General features: G+C 41.8%; 1 protein-coding gene. It reads left to right on the top strand.

Features of this window, described 5'->3' with window-relative positions:
- A partial coding sequence (locus G4V62_RS19475; RefSeq protein ID WP_165205263.1) for a transposase occupies positions 1 to 330 on the top strand: 330 nt, incomplete at both ends.

The following is a 330-nucleotide window of genomic DNA, read 5'->3' as shown; positions in this document are numbered from 1 at the left end:
GAGTCAGTGGAAACGTTGTTTAAAGAAGCGCCCATCGAACCAAAATGGGGGATTAAGAAAAACAGTGACGGGAAGAATGTCTTTTGGTTCGGATATAAAGGACATTTAGCCGTCAGCACAAAGAGTCAATACATTCTTACGCGCATGATGACGTCAGGAAATCTCAATGATGGAAAAGCAGCCATCCCTTTATTAAAGAAAATTGATCGCGATCTTCCGTCTTTATTTACTGCTGGCCTTTTCGATGCCGGTTACGACTATGAACCAATCTATCAACAGTTAATCGATCAGGAGCTACAAGCTGTCATCCCATATAACCAACGCAATGAA

The organism is Litoribacterium kuwaitense, assembly GCF_011058155.1.
Taxonomy (GTDB): Bacteria; Bacillota; Bacilli; order Bacillales; family DSM-28697; genus Litoribacterium; species Litoribacterium kuwaitense.
The sequence above is the reverse complement of the archived record's forward strand: the minus strand, read 5'-3'. Positions and strand labels throughout refer to the sequence as shown.